The following is an 18,698-nucleotide window of genomic DNA, read 5'->3' on the forward strand; positions in this document are numbered from 1 at the left end:
ATAGAGAAAAACACGAGCCCATGTTAAGGCTCGCGTTTCTTATTTCATATAACCATGTTTGACTAATACCGCTTTAATCGTACGGTAGGAATATCCCTCTGGCAGGTTGTCTTTTAAAGGGCGCAGCTTTTTCTCATCTAATTGACTGTGAGCCATTAATATCGCTTCTTCCTGGTCGTCTGAGAACCACTCGTTCCAGTCTATATCTGCTCCTTCTCTCATGCAGCGGAACAAATGATTTTCTATCGTCTGTTCGCTCATATTACGCTGCTCAGCAATTTCTTCAATCGAAAGGTTCTGTTCCCGCCACAACTTAAATGATTCTTCGTGGCTTGCTCCATCTATTGGTTTGCGAGGTTCTTTCTTCGTTAAACCGGGCTGTGTTGGAAGGGGAGGGCGTTCCACGGCATTTTCCGCCCATCCGGTCAGTATTTCTAGGAATGCTTGTCCGTACTGAGAAAATTTTTGCTCGCCTATCCCTTTGATACGAAGCATTTCATCACGATCCTTAGGAATATAAATAGTGAGTTCCTTAAGGGTGGCATCTGAAAAAATGACGTAAGGAGGCAGACCGGCTTCATCTGCGATCGATTTACGCAGTGACCGCAGTTCTTCGAATTTTTCGACGTCGTAATTGACGTCGGCTTCAGATGTCGTCGTTTCAACTAACATCGTAACCGGCCGTTCTGCTTTTAACACACTGACAGAGCGCTCTGTTAGTTGCAGCGTCGGATAACGACCCTGCCCCGGGGTTAATAAACCTTCAGAGATTAGAAAATTAATGAATTGGGTTAAATTTTTTTCTGTATAGTGCGATAAGATACCGTAAGTGGATAAGTTATGAAACTTAAATTGTTTTACCTTTTGGTCCGATGATCCTTTTAACACCTTCGCGGTTAACCCGGCACCAAACCGTTCTCCCATTCTTTTTACGCAGGACAGGACCATTTGTGCTTCCCGGGTCATGTCCTTCTCCTCACCTTCATGAAGACAGTTGGAACACTTCTCACAAGGATCGTGAATGTTCGGATCGGCAAAATAATCGAGAATATACTGCTGCAGACACATATGGGTATGGCAGTAATTGACCATAGACTGAAGCTTGCGAAACTCATCCCGTTTCTTATCTTCCTCCATCATCGACTGATCGATAAGAAAGCGCTGGAGGTGGATGTCCTGACCAGAGTAAAGAAGAACACAGTCACCCGGCTCCCCGTCTCGTCCGGCACGTCCGGCTTCCTGATAGTAAGATTCGATGTTCATCGGCATTGAGTAGTGAATGACGTAGCGGACGTTGGATTTATCAATCCCCATGCCAAAAGCGTTCGTAGCAACAATAGTAGTGATTTCATCCTGGACAAAATCGCTTTGTACTTGTTTTCTCTGCTGCTCGGACATACCGGCGTGATACTTACCTGCAGAGTAGCCTCTCTTCTCAAGAAAATTCTGCAGGTGATCGGCATCCTTTCGGGTGGCAGTGTAAATAATACCTGCTTCAGATGCACGCTGTCCTAAATATTCAACTATAAAATCACGCTTGTCCCGCCCTTTAATAATACGAAAAGAGAGGTTATCCCGGGCGAATCCTGTATTAATAACTGAATGATCTTCTACATGGATTAATTGTTTAATATCTTGTATGACTTCCTGAGTAGCTGTAGCTGTAAGACCCATAACGACAGGAAGGCTTGGAATTTGGTCAAGCGTTTGAACAATGGAACGGTAGCTTGGTCTAAAATCGTGCCCCCATTGAGAAATACAGTGTGCTTCATCAAAAGCGATGAGTGACAGCTTAATTTGTTTAATGGTTGAGAGAAAGGAAGAGGATTCAAATCGTTCAGGGGCGGCGTACACAAATTTATAGCGCCCCTGTCTTAAGCCGGCTATCCTATCCCGCTGTTCTTCAAAAGAAAGTGAGCTGTTTATATAAGTAGCTGGAATTCCGTAAGATGTTAACGCATCTACTTGATCTTTCATAAGAGAAATTAATGGAGAGATAATGATGGCTGTGCCTTCTAGGGTCATCCCTGGAATTTGGTAACATAAAGACTTGCCGCCGCCTGTAGGCATTACCGCTAATGTGTTCTGCTTCTGCAATACCGATTCAATGGCTTCCTTTTGACCGGTTCGAAAAGAAGTGAAGCCGTAGTATTCTTCTAATAAAAGCTGTGCTTTTTCTATCATTTATCGATCATCCTTTTCAAATGCTTTTCCTATCTTATCATGTTTTAAATCATTAGTTAGGGGAAAATTAGTATAAGATTTTCTATAAGAGGAGTGTGTCATTTGAAAGCTGTAGTAATTGAACAGTACGGAGGGAAGGAACAACTCGTTGAGAAAGAAATTCCAGTTCCTGAGATAAAAAGCGATCAAGTACTGGTAGAGTTACACGCAACTTCAATTAACCCTATTGACTGGAAATTGAGAGAGGGATATTTAAAAGAAATGCTCGATTTTGAATTTCCTATTACACTTGGCTGGGACGCCGCTGGAATAGTAAAGGAAGTGGGGGAGAATGTTCAGAAATTTAAAGTAGGTGACCGGGTATTCGCCCGTCCTGAGCTTTCCAGATTTGGAACATATGCAGAGTATGCGGCTGTGGATGAGCACGTACTTTCTCACCTGCCGGAAGAAATATCTTACGAGCAGGCCGCTGCTGTTCCGCTTGCCGGATTAACAGCAAGACAGTGCTTAGTCGACTTCGCAGAAATTAAAGAAGGGGAGAAGGTTCTTCTTCATGCAGGTTCAGGCGGTGTAGGACACTATGCGATTCAAATTGCAAAATCATTTGGAGCGTATACAGCGGCTACTGCGAGCGGCAAAAATAAAGATTGGGTTGAGCAGCTGGGGGTTGACCGTTTTATAAATTACCAGGAGGAAGACTTCGCTGAGGTGTTAAATGACTTTGATATTGTGTTAGATACGATCGGCGGGGAAGTACAGGAGAAAAGCTATAATGTATTAAAAGAAGGAGGACGTTTAGTATCTATCGTGCAGGCTCCGGATGAAAATAAAGCGGGAGAGCTCGGCATAAAGGCTGGTTTTGAATGGCTGGAACCTGATGGAGAGAAGCTGGCTCAATTAGCGAACTTAATGGTGAAAGGTGAAATGGTTTCCAAAGTAGGGCATCGTTTTCCTTTAACACAGGAAGGATTAAGAGAGGCACATCAACTGAGTGAATCTCATCATGCAACAGGAAAGATTGTTATTACTATTCCATCATAACCTAAAATCCGAGTCATTAGTACTCGGATTTTTCAGCGTGTTGAGAAGCTCTGGTTTCTTGATCGTTCCTTAAGAAAGAAAAAGACTCTCCTTAACCTGTTGAATAAGCTTGGGTGGATGTAGACATAGTATCTCATGGTTCCTCTATTAAAATCTGAAGAAAAAGGAACAGGAAAAAGCATCGCTTTTAAGCACAGCAGACGGAAAGTCTCCTCTGTCTGCTTGTCCCGCCGGAGTCGTCACGTTTTTTCGTTCCTTTCATCAAAAGAGCCCCTCGGAACAATTAGATTATGGAGCCTTATGGAAAAGGACCTCTTAAACTCCACTGGTCAAGTGATCATTTATCGTAAAACCCTTTCCTCTTGATTATGCAAGGAAAGTCTACATTGAGCTGAAAGAGAAAACGCTGGTTTCTACTTTCCCAAAAATCCGAGTAATTTGTACCCGGATTTTTGGGAAAGTAGAATTATAAGCTATTGTAAATATATTTTAAAGTTTTTTGACTATTCGCTCGGTTTATAGGGTATAGTTTTCTACATAAGGTTACGCAAGGGGAGGCGTGGAGCTGTGTTGAAAAATTACCAGACAGGCAGTTTTTTTGATGAAATGATGGACCCATCAGGAAATCCAAAACCGCACTATGATTCTTTTTATCAACTAATTCGACAAATATCTAATGATGACCTGAGGGATAAGCATGAAACTGCCCAGTTAAGTTTTTTGAGGCAGGGGATTACGTTTACTGTGTACAATGATGCCGGCGGTACTGAGCGCACGATGCCATTTGATTTCGTTCCTATTATTATTACAGATGAACAATGGAGGAAAATTGAAAGAGGCATGAGGCAGCGTATGGAGGCGTTAAATCGTTTTCTCGATGATATTTATCACGAGCAGGAGATTGTAAAAGATGGAATCATTCCTGAAGAGCTGATTACGGACAACCCATACTACTATAAGAAGCAGGTCTCTGGATTAGAAATTCCATTAAGGAATCATATATTTTTAGCAGGTATTGACTTAATTAGGGACGAACACGGAGAATACCGTGTACTCGAGGATAATTTAAGGAATCCTTCAGGTATGTCTTATGTTTTTCAAAACAGATATGTAATGAGGCAGGTATATCCTGAATTGTTTTTTCAGCATTCGATCCGTACGCTGGAACATCAATTTAAAGACCTGCACGGAGCATTACTCAGTCATGCCCCTGCAAATCGTTCGGCTCAGCCTTGTGCCGTGCTGCTGACACCTGGAATGTATAATTCCGCTTACTATGACCATGTGTTTTTAGCTCAGCAGATGGGGATCCAATTAGTTGAAGGACGTGATTTGATAGTTAAAGACGATATCGTTTATATGAAAACGATCCGAGGATTAAAGCAGGTGGATATTATTTATAGACGTATTGATGATGAGTTTCTTGACCCGGAAGCTTTTCGGCCGGATTCCACTTTAGGAGTGAACGGTTTATTACGAGCTTACAGAAAAGGTAATGTAGCTATACTTAACGGGATAGGCAACGGCGTGGCAGATGATAAAGCTATGTATGCCTATGTACCCGATATGATCCGCTATTATTTAGATGAAGAGCCGATCATCAAGAATGTTGAAACATATTTCTTAAGGGATCCTGAGCAGCTGGATTATGTGCTGGACCACTTGGAAGAACTGGTGGTAAAAAACGTCGGCGCTTCAGGAGGATATGATATGCTGATCGGTCCTCATTCTACTGAAGAAGAACGAAGTGTTTTCCGCAGAAAGATTATTGAAACTCCGAGTCAATATATTGCTCAGCCCACGATCAAGCTGTCGAGAGCTCCGGCTTACCAAAAAGGCGAGTTCTATCCCTGCCATGTAGATTTAAGAGTGTTTGTAATGAATGGAAAGGATTCTCATGTCCTTCCTGGAGGATTATCACGTGTAGCTTTAAAGAAGGGTTCTTTAGTCGTTAACTCCTCGCAAGGTGGAGGCGGGAAAGACACGTGGGTGTTAGCAGAAGGGGGAATGAATCATGCTTAGCCGGGTAGCTGATTCACTTTACTGGATGGCCCGTAACATTGAGCGGTCAGAGAACAATGCCAGAATTTTAAGCACCCAGCTTATTCATATGCTGGAGTCATCTGACCAAAGTGTAATGGATCGGGACTGGGAAGAAATTTTAGAAATATGTGCGTCTAAAGAAGAGTATTATGAAAGGTATGCAAGATTAAATCGTGATACTGTTATTCAATACATTACACTGAGTCCGGCAAACGTTAATTCTCTGCAGAACAGCATCGTTTATGCGAGGGAGAATGCTAAAGCTACACGCGACCATATTCCTGATGAGCTCTGGCAGCTTATTAATCGTTTCTACCTGGATAAAAATTCTCAGCAGGATCTGCCGATGACTCCCCAGGCCACTCAGACTCATCTGAAGGATACGATTTATATGTCGATGACTTCACAGGGTATTATTGAATCAACTATGACGAGAGGGATCCCATACACTTTTATTAAAATAGGGAAATGGATTGAACGCGCGGAAAAAACTGCGCGCATATTAAATGTAATTTGTGAGAAGACCATTAGAGAAAAAAGCTGCACGGATACAGAAAATTATTACTATTGGCTGACTGCGCTTCAGATTGTAAATGGGTATGACTCTTATATTAAAGAGAACCCTCCTACAATGAACCCGAAGGATGTCCTTACATTTTTAATCGAAAATCATAACTTCCCGCGGTCGATACGATATTGTGTGGATCACATTCTTCAAGCTGTTCATAACCTGGAATCAGGAAAGATTTCTCATTACTCGGAGGATCTCTTCCAGCTGTTAGCAGGGATCCAGGAAGACATGGGCCGGACAGATATTGCGAGCATGAGTGTGGAGGAATTGATGGCCTTCCTTGATAATTTCCAGGATAACTGTCACAAAGTCAGCCGGATTTTCTCGGAAACTTATTATTTAGTGGAGCCTGTTCACGCTAGTCATTGAAAGGGCAAGAAGGAGAGAAATACCATGAAGTATCAAATCGAGCATACGAACTTTTTCCACTATGATAATGATGTGGATCAAAGTATGAACACAGTTCGTCTAAAGCCTCGTACTGATGAGTGTCAACGTCTGCTTTTTTACCGCACGGAAATTACACCCGCATCGTTAACAAAAGAGCACGTTGATTTATGGGGGAACCACGTAGAAACTTTCTTTATCGCTCATAAACATAAAGACTTAATTGTTAAAACCATTTCTACGGTAAGCATTCAAAAAAGTCCGTTTATTCACCTGTTGAAATATACGAATGAGATGAGGGATATTTTTCATTCAGAGCTTTTCCATGATCATTACCTGCCATATTTAAACGATACCCAGTACACATTCTTATATAAAGATCAAATTAATGAAATCACAAATGCTATAGGGGAGGCCCATGACCCGATTCAATTCCCCATCGACTTAATGGGTTATCTTCATCGTTCAATTTTCTATGACGGCACAGCAACACTGGTAGGAACAAAAGCTCATGAATCCTGGCCTCTGCGGGCGGGGGTTTGTCAGGATTATGCTCATATCATGCTTGGCGTACTAAGAGATAAAGGAATTCCTGCGAGGTACGTAAGCGGCTATCTATATGTCGGAGAGGACTCAGCTCTTGTCGGAGATGCCGCCACTCACGCCTGGGTGGAAGTAATGATTCCGGGTATCGGCTGGGTGGGGCTCGACCCGACAAATAATGTAGAGGCCCTGGAGAATCATATCCGAATCGGCACAGGAAGAGATTACGCAGATGTGAGTCCGCTGCAAGGTGTATATCGCGGTGGCGGTCAGCATTCTGATGTTAAAGTGAGCGTCACCCTATTAGATCAATAATTTACCGGCTATCGGAGGGCAGCCCTGCAATTAAGATGGAGTTATAAGGACGGGAAGCCGGTATAGGATAGAGGTATGTCTGAGGCACTAAAAGCGGGTTGACCCAGGTTCCTGTTTCGCTGCACACAAATGAATAAAACTATTTTGGTCTTTAATGAATCCTTTTACACAATGAAAAATCGAGTATGAAACATTTATAATTTCATACTCGATTTCTTTGTGCTTGATATGTGTTTTTTAGCTTTGATAATCATGAGACGCCTTGGGTGACTTAATATAGGTGAATAACCAGCCGATGATCCCCCCGGTAATGGCCGGCACGATCCAGCTCAGACTAAGCTCATAGAAAGGCATAGCGGTGATCACAGGCTCGACGAAACTCATAGAGAACCCAAATTCAACGAGACCATCGTAGAGGCTGACCAGCCCTGTTAACAAAACAGTACCGCGGTAGACATAAGGTGAATGGTTAAATGTCTTACCGATAAATGTAAGAGCAACGAGCACAATAGCAATTGGATATAAGAACACCAGTACGGGGACAGAATAGGCAATAATTTCATTCAATCCAAGGTTTGACACTAATAAGCTTACAATCGTAATGATCGAGATTACCTTTTTATAAGATAAAGATTTAAAACGTTTAGAGAAGAACTGTCCGCATGCTACCGTTAATCCTACGCATGTTGTAAAGCAGGCAAGAAGAACAATTACCCCAAGAAGCAGCGTGCCCAGACTTCCGTACATTAAGTCTGCAGCACCAGCTAACACGGCACTTCCATTAGCGTAGCTGCCTTCTGTGGCCATTTTCACACCAATCCAGCCGATGGATACATAAACAGCAGTTAAACCGATGGCTGTGACAGAACCTGCCTGTAGTGTACGGATTGTAATGTCACGTGCATTTGTTAAGCCGCGGTCACGGAAGGAAGTGACAACGATAATGCCGAAAGCCAATGAAGCAATGGCATCCATAGTTAAATACCCTTCAATAAATCCGGCGGAAAAAGGCTGAGTACTGTATTTTTCCTGTGCAGGCTGAATATCTCCGTCTAATAAGAAGAAACTACCAACAACGAGTCCGAAAATCGCCAGGAAAAGCGCGGGCGTCAGCCATTGACCAACTCGATCCACTAATTTCGTTGGATTCAGGCTTGTTACAAAGACTAAAGCAAAAAAGAGAAGGGTAAAAATAAGAAGACCGGGACTGCTTACACCGCCAATCCAGGGAGCGATGCCCATTTCAAACCCTACATTTGCTGCTCGTGGAATGCCAAAGAAAGGGCCGATAGCTAGATAAACCACAGATGTAAATAATAGTCCAAACAACGGGTGAACCCGTCCGGCTAATTCTACGGCTCCATTCCTGACCAGTGAGATAGCGGCAACTGTAACGATCGGAAGGCCGACTCCTGTTATAACGAAACCAATAATGGCCGGCCAATAAGAAAAACCAGCTTCCATACCGAGCGACACAGGATAAATTAAGTTCCCTGCCCCGAAGAATAAAGCAAATAGCATGAAGCCTATGAATATTGTGTCTTTTTTGTTCATACGTCAATCTCCTCTAAAGATGTATTGGTTTTTTTACGTAAAAAAAGTTCCTCAATCGGAGGCGAGGAACTTTGAAAATGTATAGACCGAATTTGTCACAGGCGTAATCGTACCAATGTCGAAAAATTATGTCAACGTAAAATTTAAAAAAATAATTAAAAAGGTTCTAGTACTTTCTGGAAAGCTTTCTTAAACTATAAGTGAATAAACAAAGAACAGTTTTATTTACATATTGAGAAAGTGTTATTACAATGAATCAGTATGATTAAACCTTTGATACATCGTGAGTGAAGGAGATAACGCTATGTTCGATTCCCTATTGTTTCAACTTATGCTTATAGGAATGCTTGGAGTAGGCGCACAATGGGTAGCCTGGCGTTTCCGGCTGCCTGCCATTGTTATTATGTCTATTGCGGGACTCCTCGTTGGTCCTGTTTTTGGGTGGATTGACCCTGAACAGGATTTCGGAGATATGTATAGTCCCATTATATCTTTAGCTGTTGCAGTTATCTTATTCGAAGGCAGCTTAAATCTGGATTTTAAAGAGGTCAGAGGGTTAGGCAGACCCGTATTTCGAATTGTGACTGTCGGAGCGTTTATAAGCTGGATTCTGGGGGCCTTGTCAGCTCACTATGTAGCAGATTTGTCCTGGGCTGTATCTTTCGTTATCGGAGGGTTGTTTATCGTTACCGGCCCGACCGTTATTCTTCCTTTATTAAGGCAGGCCAAGCTGAAACCGCGTCCGGCCAAAATCCTTAAGTGGGAAGGTATTATCATAGATCCGATTGGTGCTCTATTAGCCGTTTTCACATTTGAAATTATTGAGTTTTTAATCGGTAATAACGGTACACCTTCTGCACTGTTGACCTTCTTCCTGGCTTCAATCTTTGCTGTATTTCTTGGCTATGGACTTGGTAAAGGTGTCGGGTGGATGTTTGAAACAGGATATGTTCCTGAATTTCTTAAATCGCCGGTAGTATTAGCTGCAGTCATTGCTTGTTTTACCATTGCAGATGAAATAACCCACGAAACAGGATTGTTATCTGTTACCGCTATGGGGATGACAATGGCGAATATGCATATCTCATCCATTTCGGATATGAGACATTTTAAAGAAAATATTTCTTTGCTGCTTATCTCAACAATTTTTGTAATGCTGACTGCCTCCCTAAACAGGGAAACTTTAGTTGAGATTTTTAATATTGAGATTATCGGCTTCGTGCTGCTTATGCTCTTTATCGTTCGTCCTCTTTCCATTATGATTTCGACATGGAGGACAGATTTGACCACACCCGAGAAGCTGCTGGTGAGCTGGATTGCTCCGCGTGGTATCGTCGCGTTGACGGTAGCGAGTTATTTTGCCACCGCTCTCTTAGATGCCGGTTTCGAAGACGCATCTATTCTGTTGTCTTTAACGTTTGCTTTAGTGTTTACCACAGTAGTGGCGCATGGTTTTTCCATAGGGTGGCTTTCAAGAAAGCTCGGACTTTCTTTAGAAGGTCCTCCAGGGGTGCTGATTGCTGGAGGGAGTGCATTCTCAACGGGTCTTGGTAAAGCCCTGGAGGATGTAAAGATTCCTGTATTAATTAGTGATTCCTCCTGGGAAAGGCTGTATGAAGCCCGGTCTAAAGGGTTAAAAACGTACCATGGAGAGATCCTGTCTGAACAAACAGAGTACCATTTGGAAATGACGCCTTATGAATACATGATTGCTGCTACAGAATACGATTCGTACAATGCTCTTGTCTGTACTACATTCGTACCTGAGTTCGGCCGTAACAATCTGTTTCAGTTAGGTCTGGATAAAAGCGAAGGAGACACGCTTGAGGATCTGGTGCATACCATCGGCGGCCGTATTTTCATAGGAGAGGACGCCACTTGGGAAGAATTGAACCAACGAGTAGAGAGCGGATATGTATTTAGGAAAACAACGATCACGAATCAGTTCACGTACAAGGATTATTTAAATAAAAAAGACGAAGCGGCGATGCTCGTTTTTGTTAAAAAACCTTCTAATAAAGTTGAGTTCTTTAGTCACAAGAATGATATAAAAGTGGAAAACGGAGATATTATTGTTTCTTTGACTCCTCCAAGCAAAGAACATATAAAAATTCAGGAAAAGCTGGAAAAACAGCGTACTGTAAACGAAAAGAAATAAAGAAGCCTGGACGGGTGCTGCACTCATACAATTTCCAATATGGTAACAGGGGAAAGCGCTGCTTTCCACGGGAGAGGCGGCAAGCCTCCTCGTGCTGCGACTGTAGTGACCTTCCAGTCTGCTTGTCCTGCAGCAGCCGTCACGTTTTTGCGTCCCTTTAAAATTAAAAGAGACTTTCGAGTAAACGATGGTGTCTCAACAAGCTGAAAGCAAGTCATCCAGCATGGATGGCTTGCTTTTTTTTATAGGGCGTTCACTGATTAGTTTTCCGCCTGAGCCAGCTGTTTTTTTAAATCCTTAAGTTCATCTTCCATACGTGCCAGCTGTTTCTCAGCATTTTCGACGTTGCCTCCAGCTGCATCGAGTTTCTCTAAATCACTCTGAATGCGGATATAATCCGATTTTAGGGACGCTATTTCGTCCTGTATTTCTTGTTTTGTCATAAATACTCACTCCTTCATTGTTATTGTAGACGAAGAAATTTTTTAAAACAATGGAGTGAAAATTCTGATTATTATTGCTAAACTTAATACAATGGGGGAGGGGAGAGAAAAGTGGAGGTTAAACATCACGTATCTGTTAAAGAATACACAAAATTAGTTGGACCACTATTGTTGAAAAGGGAAGCAGAGAATAATTTATCGCTGGGTATCTTACATAATCAAACTCAGATGACACCAAAAGGGATCTATATGTTATCTATTCATCTAAAAAATGGTCATTGTGTTTACTCTGTCTTACGTACGCCGCCGCACCTATGGGTCTTACCTTCAGTTCAATCTGCTTCACATAAAGTAATCTGCCATTTGGCTGAGCACTTAGATCAACAAAATTACCAGGTGCCGGGAGTAGTGGGAGAAGCTGAGGCAGTTCAAGCTTTTGTAGACGCATGGAAGAAAAGAAGGAGGGTGAAAGCCAAGATACATATGAAACAAGGGGTTTACGCTTTAACGAAATTAAATAATATGAAGAAAGCGAGAGGGAACCTGCGTTTAGCGAGAGAAAGCGATGAAGAATGGCTGCTGGGCTGGTTTAAGCAGTACTATAAGGAAACCAATGAGACCCATGAATTGGATGAAGTAGAGCAAACAGTTCAGAAGCTTATTCGTATGGAAAAAACGTACATCTATGAAGTCGGGGGAGAAAGCGTTTCTATGGTAAGCAGAGCAAGAAGCACGCCGAATGGAGCTACTGTTAACGGCGTGTATACGCCCGATTGTTTTAAAAGAAATGGCTATGCCACAGAAGCTGTCCATCTATTAACTAGGAAACTACTTCAGGAAGGCAGTCAATTTTGTGCACTGTATACGGATTTGACAAACTCCGCTTCCAATTCTATTTACAAAAAAATCGGCTATGAAAAGTCAGGAGAATCATTAGTTTACCATTTTATTGAATAATCAACCTGCTTGTTAGGACCAAATTCACATTTAATTACATTTATTTTACCGAATATCGAGTATTTAGAATCTTTTGTAAGATATGAGGACCTTTAGGTAAGAAATGATTAGCAGCATACTCTTAAGAGTTAAAAATAATTAGTTAGTACAAATTATACTGCATAAACGCATTTGTACGTTCTCTGTATGTTCGGTATGATTTAAAGTAATTGATCTAAAATTCATACAATATGCTCACTAGAGGAGGACACAAACATTTGAAATTTTTTAGGTTACTAGACAAAGTCGTCCTTAAAATTGAAGAATTTATTCTTGGTTATGCTGTAATTATCATTGCACTTATGGTGGTGGGAAATGCGTTAAGCCGCGCAATTTTTAGTTATTCGTTCTCATTTGCCAATGAAGTGAGTCAAATTTCCGTTCTTGTAGCAACATTTATGGGAATCAGCTATGCCGCGCGAAAAGGCCGTCATATCAGTATGTCTGCATTCTATGACTTAGCCCCATTTAAGGTGAGAAAAGTTGTATCTACAATTATCCCTTTCTTAGTGGCTATTGTTCTATTTGTCTTAGCCTATTATTCCTACTTATATGTGCTGAATGTTCGTGATTCCGGTACAGTCACCTCAGCTCTTCAAATGCCGGCTTACATTATTTATATTGCTATTCCTCTAGGTTTTTTTATGGGAGGCATTCAATTCTTGAGGAATATGATCATCAATATTGTACGGCGTGAAGACGTGTATTTAGGAACTGATGCTAAAGATTACAATGATGAAGAGAAGACTGATATTGATGAAGCCGCTCATCTATAAAAAACTACTAATACATTCATAGAAAGGATAACGATATGGTCGCAACCCTACTAACGATCATGGTAGTCCTTCTGTTATTGAATTTTCCAATGATGATTCCTCTAATGGTAGCCCCGATCATCGTTGCATTCTTATATTTTCCAACATTGGACCCAATGATCTTAATGAAACAATTTTCAACAGGTATTGAAGCCTACGTATTACTGGCTGTGCCTTTGTTTATCTTTGCAGCTGACATTATGACGGCTGGAAAAACCTCCAGACGTTTATTAGATTTTATAGGATCTTTTATAGGACATATACGAGGTGGGTACGCTGTTACCACGGCAGCAGCCTGTACATTATTTGGAGCTATCTCCGGTTCAACTCAGGCCACTGTAGTAGCTATAGGTAAGCCAATGCGTGAACGACTGCTTCGAGTGGGATATAAAGATTCATCTGCCATGGCTCTAATTATAAATTCGAGTGATGTAGCTCTGCTGATTCCCCCCAGCATTGGGATGATTATGTACGGACTCGTATCAGGGACTTCGGTAGGTGATTTATTTATAGCAGGGATTATTCCCGGTATTATCGTCTTCGTAAGCTTTACTATTTTTAGTATTATTTATGCCAAAGTAGCTGATATCCCGTTGGCAGACAAAGCAACCTGGAGTGAAAGGTTGAAGTTTACGAGGAAAGCCCTGCTTCCTCTAGGGTTCCCCGTTATTATTATAGGCGGGATTTATTCTGGCTTATTCAGCCCTACAGAAGCAGCAGGTATGTCTGTGCTGTACGCGTTTATTTTAGAAGTAATCATCTATCGATCCATCCATATTAAAGAATTGCCGGAAATCGCTAAATCTACTGGGCTGGTAACTTCAGCGGTTTTCGTATTGGTAGCGGGCGGACAAACGTTCACATGGGTGATTTCTTTTGCCAGAATCCCGCAAATGATTACGGATACCGTACTAGGACCAAACCCTACAGCCATATACGTGCTGATTATGGTAACTATATTCTTCTTTATCGGCTGTATGTTTGTCGATCCGATTGTCGTGATCCTGGTACTTACGCCAATCTTTTACCCTGCAGCAATGGCGGCCGGCGTAGATCCTGTACACCTTGGCGTTATTATTACATTTCAGGCTGCCTTAGGTTCAGCTACTCCTCCATTCGGTGTAGACATATTCACCGCGAGTGCTGTCTTTAACAAACCGTATTTAGAGGTCATTAAAGGCACACCGCCCTACATCGTGATAATGGTAGTCATATCTGTGCTGCTTATCTATTTTGAAGAACTTTCCCTCATGCTCTTATAAAAGAGAGCGGGTGAAAGAATAAATAAAAAAATCTATTGGGAGGTCATTAACATTTTTAACAAAAAGAAAATGTTAGGTTTAGTTGCAGCAACATCGCTTAGTTTAGCTTTAGCTGCTTGTGGTCAGCAGGAAGAAGGAAGTGGCGATGAAGGAGAGGAAAGCTATGACTGGAAGTTCGTCACAGAAGAAGTAGAAGGACAGGTTCAGTATGAATACGCAGAAGAATTTGCTGATCGAATGGATGAAAAATCCGATGGTCAGGTGAATATCGAAGTTTATAAGTTTGGTGGTTTAGGAAGCGAGACAGACCAAGTAGAACAACTGGAGAGCGGTACGGTTGAAATGGCTGTTATGTCTCCTGGTTTTACAGGTAACATGGTCAACGAGGGCCAGATTTTTGCCCTGCATTTTCTACTCCCTGACAGTGTAGAGGCTACACAGAACATTCTAAATGATAGTGAAGCATTAAACACTGATTTACGAGAGCAGTATGAAGAACACAGCATTACGCCTCTTTCCTATTGGACAGAAGGTGCAATGCAGTGGACGAGCAGCAGCGAAATTTCTGAGCCTGCGGATTTTGAAGGATTTAAAATGCGTACACAGGATTCTCCGCTTATTCTTGAATCCTATGAGGCTTACGGGGCAGACCCGACACCTATGAGTTGGTCTGAACTTTATACTTCACTCGAACGCGGTACCGTTGATGGCCAGGAGAACCCTATCTTCTTTATTGGAGATGCTTCATTTCATGAGGTTCAAGATTATATGACTATCTCTAACCATAATAACTACGTAGCTATGACAACGGTGAACACAGATTGGTATGACGATCTTCCGGAAGAAATGCAGGAGATGTTAGATGAAACGACCCAGGAAATGCAGGAGTGGGCGTTTGACGAGCAGGACGCGCAGAACGAAGAGTGGCTGGAAACGATTGAAAACGATGATGAGAATGCAACAGAAATCATCGAACTAGACGAAGAACAGCGTGATGCTTTCCGTGAGAAGGCGGAACCTGTACGTGACTACTACAGAGAAGAAATTTCTACTGTAGATGGTGAGATTCTTGATAAGCTGATTGAGGAGATTGAAGAAATGGAAGAGTAAAGCTCATAAAGAAGAGGCCGTCCCTGTGTGGGACGGCCTCAGCTTGTAGAGAAACCCCGTTTTTTACTACAAGCTTTTTTGTGCGCCTGTGCGGACAAATACCACTCGCTTTCCGCGGACGAACGCCCGATCCTCCTCGTGAAAACCCCACTGCGGGGTCTCGGATTGCCCGTTTTTCCGCAGGAGTCTCCTGGTATTTGACCGCCCTTCACCGAAAAAGACTCTCCTTCACCTAGGGCAATCTTTTTCATGTTCTGGCAGGCAGCCGTCAGTAAAGCCTGCTCTCGAACTTTTTCTCTTCCGCTCAAGCGGCAATAGCGCAGCCCATGCAGTTCTTTTGAATCTGCGAAGCTACGCTCAACTTTCTCTTTTCTCATACGGTATATCCACTTTCCTTCATTGGAAAGCCGGTTCAAGCGAGCGCAGCTTCGCAGAATAAAAAAATGGGAAAGGCTGGTTTATGGTGAACTTGGGTTGAAAAGCGAAAGGTTGAGAACAGCGGCTGTTCACAGATGTCCGCCATAACAGGCAGAAGCGTGCCCATCCTTCCAGCTAAGATGAGCCAAGTGAAGGAGAGGCATTTTCAATCTTATGGAGGACCCTTCCACTCCTGCGGAAGAACGAGTGAGCCGAGATCGCCGAGCGTGAGTTTCACGAGGAAGTTCGGGCGCACGTCCGCGAAAAGGGAAGGGGCGTTCGTTCATGGAGGTAAGAAAGCATTTGCGTGAAACCAGGGTTTCTCAATAAGCAGAGAGAGGTCGTCCTTATGTGGGACGGCCTCTTCTTTATGCGGGCTGCCAGGGTTCGGTCTGCTTGCGATAGTCCTTCCACGTTAGGAAAATAACGATGAGAAACATAAAGCTGGAAAGTTTGAATAAGTCAGCTGTTTCCACAAAGGAATAAACCAATCCTAAGACTAATGCACTTAATCCGATACCTAAATCAATGGATGAATAAAACATGCCATTAGCAATTCCGCTGCGGTCTACAGTAGTCTTAGAAATGACCCAGGCCTGGAAAGCCGGCATCATTGATCCGTAGCCTGCACCGAACAGAGCACCTGAAATCATCAAATCTACGTTAGAATCTGCCCAGGCCAGCAGCCACATCGCGATGAAGGACAGTGCGGAACATATCATAATCAGTTTCCACGGTCCGTGTTTATCAAAATATTTACCTGTAATCGGACGAGAGACAGTGGCTAACAGGGCATTGAAGAAATAAAACAGAAACACACCATCAAGACCTTGCTCTACACCAAAAATAACGATATAAGTCACAATTGATCCGTACCCAAACGTAGTTAAAAACGTCACCAGGGCAGGATAAGCACTTTTCTTTTCTATTAGTGAACCAAAGAAAGAGAATCGGGGCTTAATTTTTCTATTCTCATAGACACTTTCGGGAGTGGTAAAGCTAGTTAAAGTAAATAAGACAATGGCGATCATGCCTAAGCCGGCTGAAATCCATATAAGCAAATCGAAGGTATAGTTTTGAAAAAGGTAAATACCGAAACTAGGAGCCATAATCATTCCAATCGTAATGGAAAGACCAAAGTATCCCATTCCTTCCCCGACCCTTCTGCGAGGAACGAGATCCACGGCGGCAGTTCCGTTAGCTGTGGTTGACCAGCCCCAGGCAATCCCATGGGCGAATCGAATGATCAGGACTAAGACAATCACTTGGGTAATGGGGTAAAGCAGAGTAATTGCCAACAGAGAAACGGCACCTATAAGGACAAGGGTTTTTCGTGCAGAGGTCGTTAATAAATGACCTATAAACGGACGGATGAGAATGGCGGCAATAGAGAACATCGTAGTCACCAATCCAATTTGCAGCTCACTGCCTCCTATAGACTCAATGTAAGGCGGAAGGTTAGGCAGCAGCATTTGAAAGCTCATGAAGGTAAATAAATTAGCTAATACAAGAAAAATGAATGGCCATGTCCATAATTGATTTGAATCTGAACTCATAGGGTGTACCTCTCTTTCTAGAGCAAAGGGTACCAGGCGCAAAAGTGACCTGGTACCCGTATCTTGTGTTAGTCGTTATACCACTACAAATAACAGAACTAATTTAATCATGTACGGCTCTGTGTTCGAGCCATTCGTGATATAAGTGGCTGATGATCGTTTTAATAACCGCATAGGCTGGTATTGCGAAAAGCAGTCCCAGGAAGCCCGCAAGACTTCCCGCCGCTAAAATCACTGTAATTATAGTAAGGGGGTGAATGTTTAAAGCCTTACCCATCACATTCGGTGATACAAGGTTTCCTTCCAGCTGCTGGGCAATGATCATGATAATGGTTACGTACAAGGCCATAATCGGTTCCTGGAACAGAGCAACTAAAATGGCTGGAACTACGGCTAAGAACGGTCCGACAAAAGGAATCACGTTCATAAGCATAGCGAACAGTGCGAGCGTCAGAGAATAATGTAAGCCGATGATTAAATAACCTACCAGCAGGATAAGTCCGACAAATACACTGACTGTCAGCTGACCGATAATAAATGAATTGAGCGTGTGGTCGAGAGATTTTGTCAGTCTCTTAAAGCTGGAAGCTACTTTTTTGTTCATAAATTGTGTTAAAAAAGGAACAAGCTTATCTCCGTCCTTTAACATAAAGAACAAGAAAAACGGGATCAGCACTAAGGCAAAGACAAATCCGACAAATTGACTAATCACGTCAATGATCACCCCGGGCGCAGCATCTAAAGAGCTTTGCAGCGTGTCGACTACGCCGTTGAGAGAATCGGTGAATTGATCCGGAATAATATCCTGGTTCTGCTGCCAGTACGTAATCGTTTCAGCAATCATATCACTCATCCTCGGAATATTATCAACCAGCCGGGTGAATTGCTGCTGTGCAATCGGAGCAATAAACTGAACGATGATAAACCCTAACAGGATAAACAAAAGAAATACAATGATAATCGCCAGTATCCGGGGGACTTTATAATATTCAAGAAACTGCATTACAGGCCGTGAGATATAAAATAAAATTGCTCCCCCAATTAAAGGGAATGCAATGGCCCCTGCGTATGTAAGAAAAGGGTCAAAAAAGAACTGAATTTCATGTAATAGAAATATTAATAATGAGAGAAGAATCCCTGTGATCAATATTTGAAACCAACGTTTATGTACCATAGAATCACACCTTTATTCAAATAGATTGTAAACAGCCATTTCCCTAAACTGAACGTAATTAAGCACCTTTATTCATTCTTAATTTCAGTATACTACAAGAAAACGATGTGTGGGTCGGAGGAGCAGGAT

General features: G+C 42.4%; 14 protein-coding genes and 1 pseudogene. 9 read left to right on the forward strand and 6 right to left on the reverse strand.

Features of this window, described 5'->3' with window-relative positions:
- Window positions 1–39: 39 nt before the first annotated feature.
- Complete coding sequence (gene recQ / locus LF822_RS10990; protein ID WP_253924071.1) at window positions 40–2,184, reverse strand: DNA helicase RecQ; 2,145 nt, start codon at window positions 2,182–2,184, stop codon at window positions 40–42.
- A gap of 102 nt (window positions 2,185–2,286) precedes the next feature.
- Between recQ and LF822_RS10995 the strand changes: the two genes are divergently transcribed.
- The 4 genes from LF822_RS10995 to LF822_RS11010 all read left to right on the forward strand — a co-directional run bounded on the left by LF822_RS10995 (window position 2,287) and on the right by LF822_RS11010 (window position 7,084).
- Window positions 2,287–3,225, forward strand: coding sequence for an NADP-dependent oxidoreductase (locus LF822_RS10995; RefSeq protein WP_253924072.1), 939 nt, complete (start codon window positions 2,287–2,289; stop codon window positions 3,223–3,225).
- Window positions 3,226–3,792: 567 nt separating this feature from the next.
- Window positions 3,793–5,247: a circularly permuted type 2 ATP-grasp protein gene (locus tag LF822_RS11000; RefSeq protein WP_253924073.1), complete on the forward strand. Its 1,455-nt coding sequence runs from the start codon at window positions 3,793–3,795 to the stop codon at window positions 5,245–5,247.
- Window positions 5,240–6,208, forward strand: a complete 969-nt coding sequence (locus LF822_RS11005; protein WP_253924074.1) for an alpha-E domain-containing protein — start codon at window positions 5,240–5,242, stop codon at window positions 6,206–6,208. Before LF822_RS11000 ends, LF822_RS11005 begins: the two co-directional genes overlap by 8 nt.
- A 24-nt stretch (window positions 6,209–6,232) precedes the next feature.
- The gene (locus LF822_RS11010; protein WP_253924075.1) at window positions 6,233–7,084 is read left to right on the forward strand and encodes a transglutaminase family protein; all 852 of its coding nucleotides are present in this window, start codon (window positions 6,233–6,235) and stop codon (window positions 7,082–7,084) included.
- Window positions 7,085–7,321: 237 nt separating this feature from the next.
- On the opposite strand, the gene brnQ is transcribed toward LF822_RS11010, so the two are convergent.
- A complete protein-coding gene (gene brnQ, locus LF822_RS11015) occupies window positions 7,322–8,638 on the reverse strand; it encodes a branched-chain amino acid transport system II carrier protein (RefSeq protein WP_253924076.1) in 1,317 nt (438 codons plus the stop codon).
- A gap of 304 nt (window positions 8,639–8,942) precedes the next feature.
- On the opposite strand from brnQ, the gene LF822_RS11020 reads away from it, so the two are divergent.
- Window positions 8,943–10,796 (forward strand): cation:proton antiporter, encoded by a 1,854-nt coding sequence (locus LF822_RS11020; RefSeq protein WP_253924077.1) that lies wholly within the window; start codon window positions 8,943–8,945, stop codon window positions 10,794–10,796.
- Window positions 10,797–11,056: 260 nt separating this feature from the next.
- On the opposite strand, the gene LF822_RS11025 is transcribed toward LF822_RS11020, so the two are convergent.
- Window positions 11,057–11,239: an SE1832 family protein gene (locus LF822_RS11025; protein ID WP_253924078.1), complete on the reverse strand. Its 183-nt coding sequence runs from the start codon at window positions 11,237–11,239 to the stop codon at window positions 11,057–11,059.
- Window positions 11,240–11,350: 111 nt separating this feature from the next.
- Between LF822_RS11025 and LF822_RS23085 the strand changes: the two genes are divergently transcribed.
- The 4 genes from LF822_RS23085 to LF822_RS11045 all read left to right on the forward strand — a co-directional run bounded on the left by LF822_RS23085 (window position 11,351) and on the right by LF822_RS11045 (window position 15,422).
- The gene (locus LF822_RS23085; protein ID WP_253924079.1) at window positions 11,351–12,196 is read left to right on the forward strand and encodes a GNAT family N-acetyltransferase; all 846 of its coding nucleotides are present in this window, start codon (window positions 11,351–11,353) and stop codon (window positions 12,194–12,196) included.
- A gap of 257 nt (window positions 12,197–12,453) precedes the next feature.
- Window positions 12,454–13,011: a TRAP transporter small permease gene (locus tag LF822_RS11035; protein ID WP_253924080.1), complete on the forward strand. Its 558-nt coding sequence runs from the start codon at window positions 12,454–12,456 to the stop codon at window positions 13,009–13,011.
- A gap of 35 nt (window positions 13,012–13,046) precedes the next feature.
- Entirely contained in the window at window positions 13,047–14,312 is a 1,266-nt protein-coding gene (locus LF822_RS11040; protein ID WP_253924081.1) for a TRAP transporter large permease, read from the forward strand.
- A gap of 69 nt (window positions 14,313–14,381) precedes the next feature.
- Window positions 14,382–15,422 (forward strand): DctP family TRAP transporter solute-binding subunit, encoded by a 1,041-nt coding sequence (locus tag LF822_RS11045; RefSeq protein ID WP_253924082.1) that lies wholly within the window; start codon window positions 14,382–14,384, stop codon window positions 15,420–15,422.
- Between the two features lie 233 nt (window positions 15,423–15,655).
- On the opposite strand, the pseudogene LF822_RS11050 reads toward LF822_RS11045, so the two are convergent.
- The 3 genes and pseudogenes from LF822_RS11050 to LF822_RS11060 all read right to left on the reverse strand — a co-directional run.
- Window positions 15,656–15,841, reverse strand: a pseudogene (locus LF822_RS11050) (transposase); the annotation flags it as partial.
- A gap of 366 nt (window positions 15,842–16,207) precedes the next feature.
- On the reverse strand, window positions 16,208–17,395 hold the full coding sequence (locus LF822_RS11055; RefSeq protein WP_253924083.1) for an MFS transporter: 1,188 nt from the start codon (window positions 17,393–17,395) through the stop codon (window positions 16,208–16,210).
- Window positions 17,396–17,498: 103 nt separating this feature from the next.
- Window positions 17,499–18,569 (reverse strand): AI-2E family transporter, encoded by a 1,071-nt coding sequence (locus tag LF822_RS11060; protein ID WP_253924084.1) that lies wholly within the window; start codon window positions 18,567–18,569, stop codon window positions 17,499–17,501.
- Window positions 18,570–18,698: the final 129 nt, after the last annotated feature.

Origin of the sequence: Halobacillus sp. A5, assembly GCF_024189315.1 — a bacterium.
Classification (GTDB): Bacteria; Bacillota; Bacilli; order Bacillales; family Halobacillaceae; genus Halobacillus_A.

Excerpts from the sequence above, each read along its gene's own strand:
- LF822_RS11025 (WP_253924078.1), bottom strand. The coding sequence starts at position 11,239 with ATGACAAAACAAGAAATACAGGACGAAATAGCGTCCCTAAAATCGGAT.
- LF822_RS11005 (WP_253924074.1), top strand. The coding sequence starts at position 5,240 with ATGCTTAGCCGGGTAGCTGATTCACTTTACTGGATGGCCCGTAACATT.
- brnQ (WP_253924076.1), bottom strand. The coding sequence starts at position 8,638 with ATGAACAAAAAAGACACAATATTCATAGGCTTCATGCTATTTGCTTTA.
- LF822_RS11040 (WP_253924081.1), top strand. The coding sequence starts at position 13,047 with ATGGTCGCAACCCTACTAACGATCATGGTAGTCCTTCTGTTATTGAAT.
- LF822_RS11055 (WP_253924083.1), bottom strand. The coding sequence starts at position 17,395 with ATGAGTTCAGATTCAAATCAATTATGGACATGGCCATTCATTTTTCTT.
- LF822_RS11010 (WP_253924075.1), top strand. The coding sequence starts at position 6,233 with ATGAAGTATCAAATCGAGCATACGAACTTTTTCCACTATGATAATGAT.
- LF822_RS11045 (WP_253924082.1), top strand. The coding sequence starts at position 14,382 with ATGTTAGGTTTAGTTGCAGCAACATCGCTTAGTTTAGCTTTAGCTGCT.
- recQ (WP_253924071.1), bottom strand. The coding sequence starts at position 2,184 with ATGATAGAAAAAGCACAGCTTTTATTAGAAGAATACTACGGCTTCACT.
- LF822_RS11020 (WP_253924077.1), top strand. The coding sequence starts at position 8,943 with ATGTTCGATTCCCTATTGTTTCAACTTATGCTTATAGGAATGCTTGGA.
- LF822_RS11060 (WP_253924084.1), bottom strand. The coding sequence starts at position 18,569 with ATGGTACATAAACGTTGGTTTCAAATATTGATCACAGGGATTCTTCTC.